A 2,603-nucleotide genomic window follows, 5' to 3' on the forward strand; every position below is an offset into this window, starting at 1 on the left:
AGTTGTGAACCCAAATCGTCTTGATGAGAGTTCCCCTTACAATAGCCTTGCAGCAGTTGGAGTATCATTTCTGCTAACTGTTGCTCTTAATAAAAGCTTACGTGAGCAAGATTTTTTTGCCGGCAAAAAAGAACCAGATTTATTTGATTTACTAGACTTAGTGGCTCTTGGAACTGTTTGCGATGTTATGCAGATTACTGGCTTGAATAGAGCATTCGTCTCACAAGGATTAAAAGTTATGTCAGCAAGAAAAAACGTTGGCTTGCGTGTTTTGTTTGATGCTTTAGGAATTCTTGAAAGACCTAGTGTTTCTCGGCTGAGTTTTAATATCGGGCCGTGCATAAATGCTGGAGGGAGAATCGGAGAAGCATTGCTAGGTGCAAGGTTACTCTCTACAGATGATAAAAAGGAGGCGGATTACATCGCATTAAAACTGATAGATTTGAATAATGCAAGAAAGATGATGGAAAATGAGGCCCTTTTAGAGGCTACAATACAAGTGGAAAATTCTATGCATTCAGGTGCAAATTTTATAATGGTAAGTGGCAATTGGCATCAGGGAGTAATTGGTATAATTGCATCAAGACTGAAGGAAAAATTTCACTTGCCGACAATAGTAATATCTTTAAACAATAGAATAGGGAAAGCAAGTTGCAGGTCAATTCCTGGAGTCGATATCGGTGCTGCAGTTCTTTCTGCAAAGTGCATGAATTTAATTATTGAAGGTGGCGGCCATAGTATGGCAGCAGGATTTTCGATTAATGAAGATAAAATGAGTGATCTACATAACTTTTTTACTGAAAGGTTTGCATACTCTACAAATGATAAAGCTTTAAAAGTTGACGGTATAGTAACTGCTAAGGCAATAAACTTATCCCTGTGGAACCAATTGCAACGCCTCGAGCCATTTGGTGTTGGCAACCCTGAACCTAGGTTTATCATTCAAGGAGCAAAGATCAGAAAGCCAGAAATTGTAGGAGTTAACCATATAAAATGTTTCATTGTCGATGATGACGTTATGGTCAGAGCTATTGCATTTCGTTCTGCAAATACCCATCTTGGTTCTGCCATCATGCAGGGCAATACTGAGGCTATTTTAGGCAAAATCTCTATGAATTATTGGAACGGCAATGAGTTTGTGCAGTTTTTAATAGAAGATGTATTGACTATCAGTTGAGTTACTGTAGCTACCTGTCAATCTCTCCGAAAACTATATCGAGTGAACCAATAATTGCTGCAACATCAGCAAGCATATGTCCTTTTGCCATGAAATCTAGAGCTTGCAAATGTGCAAAGCCAGGTGCTCTTATTCGGCATCTATATGGTCTATTAGTGCCATCTGAAACTATATATACTCCAAACTCGCCTTTTGGTGCCTCAACAGCTGCATAAGCCTCACCTTCTGGTACATGATACCCTTCTGAATAAAGTTTAAAATGGTGGATCAGAGCTTCCATAGACCTTTTCATCTCAGTCCTTGGTGGTGGAGAAATTTTTCTATCTTTAGTTTTTACTGGCCCTTCAGGTATTTTCTCTATGCACTGCTTTACCAAACTAACAGACTGCCTAATCTCTTCCATTCTCACTAGATAACGGTCATAACAATCACCATTTTGACCAACAGGTATATCAAAATCCAATTGATCGTATATTTCATATGGTTGACTTTTTCGTAGATCCCAAGCAAGTCCAGCAGCGCGCAGCATTGGTCCACTAAAGCCCCAGTCAAGTGCCTGTTTGATTGACATTTCACTGATTCCTACAGTGCGTTGCTTCCATATTCTATTTTCTGTTAAAAGTTCATCGACGTCGTCTATATACTGGGGAAATTGTTCTATAAACTTTGCAATATCCTCAATCAAACCTTCTGGAACATCTGCTGCAACTCCACCTGGTCTGATGTAAGCTGCATGAAACCTTGCACCTGAAGCTCTTTCATAAAATTCCAATATTTTTTCCCTCTCTTCAAAGAGCCATAAAAGAGGAGTCATTGCACCGACATCAAGCGCTTGAGAGGAGATATTGAGTAGATGATTTAGTATCCTTGTCAGCTCACAAAACAAAACACGCAAATACTTTGCCCTAATTGGAACTTCACATTGCAGTAATTTCTCCACACATAGTGAATATGCATGCTCTTGTGACATTGGTGATACGTAGTCAAGGCGATCAAAATAAGGCAGAGCTTGAAGATAAGTTTTATGTTCTATTAGTTTTTCAGTACCACGGTGCAAAAGCCCAATATGAGGATCAGCCCTTTCAATTATTTCACCATCCATCTCCAAAACAAGACGCAACACCCCATGTGCAGCTGGATGTTGAGGCCCAAAATTTAACATCATTGTCTTTAGATCTGTCATGCTGATAGTTTAAGGTATTAGAGTTGTATAGATTAAAGTGTGGAAAGTCAATAGACTTCTCGCATAACAAGCCAATTTTTGGTAGAGCGTTGGGCATTGAACTGTCGTTCAATAGAAACTAAAAACTACTTGACAAACCTAGCTAGTCCCCTTATCCCGATACTGGAGGTATTAAGTTACCTTCAATCTGTGCAGATTAAAATGACAAAGTATTATATAATTAGCATCTTATGTTTAATTTTT

General features: G+C 38.8%; 2 protein-coding genes. One reads left to right on the forward strand and one right to left on the reverse strand.

The window, feature by feature from the left end; all coding sequences use genetic code 11:
- Nucleotides 1-1,177: single-stranded-DNA-specific exonuclease RecJ (locus CCY16_RS02830; protein WP_088414803.1), on the forward strand; the 1,177-nt coding region annotated here is incomplete at its 5' end.
- Nucleotides 1,178-1,187: 10 nt separating this feature from the next.
- Here the strand turns inward: CCY16_RS02830 and CCY16_RS02835 are convergent.
- Nucleotides 1,188-2,360: an NADH-quinone oxidoreductase subunit D gene (locus CCY16_RS02835; protein ID WP_088414805.1), complete on the reverse strand. Its 1,173-nt coding sequence runs from the start codon at nt 2,358-2,360 to the stop codon at nt 1,188-1,190.
- Between the last annotated feature and the right edge of the window lie 243 nt (nt 2,361-2,603).

Origin of the sequence: Wolbachia endosymbiont of Wuchereria bancrofti (assembly GCF_002204235.2) — a bacterium.
Lineage (GTDB): Bacteria > Pseudomonadota > Alphaproteobacteria > Rickettsiales > Anaplasmataceae > Wolbachia.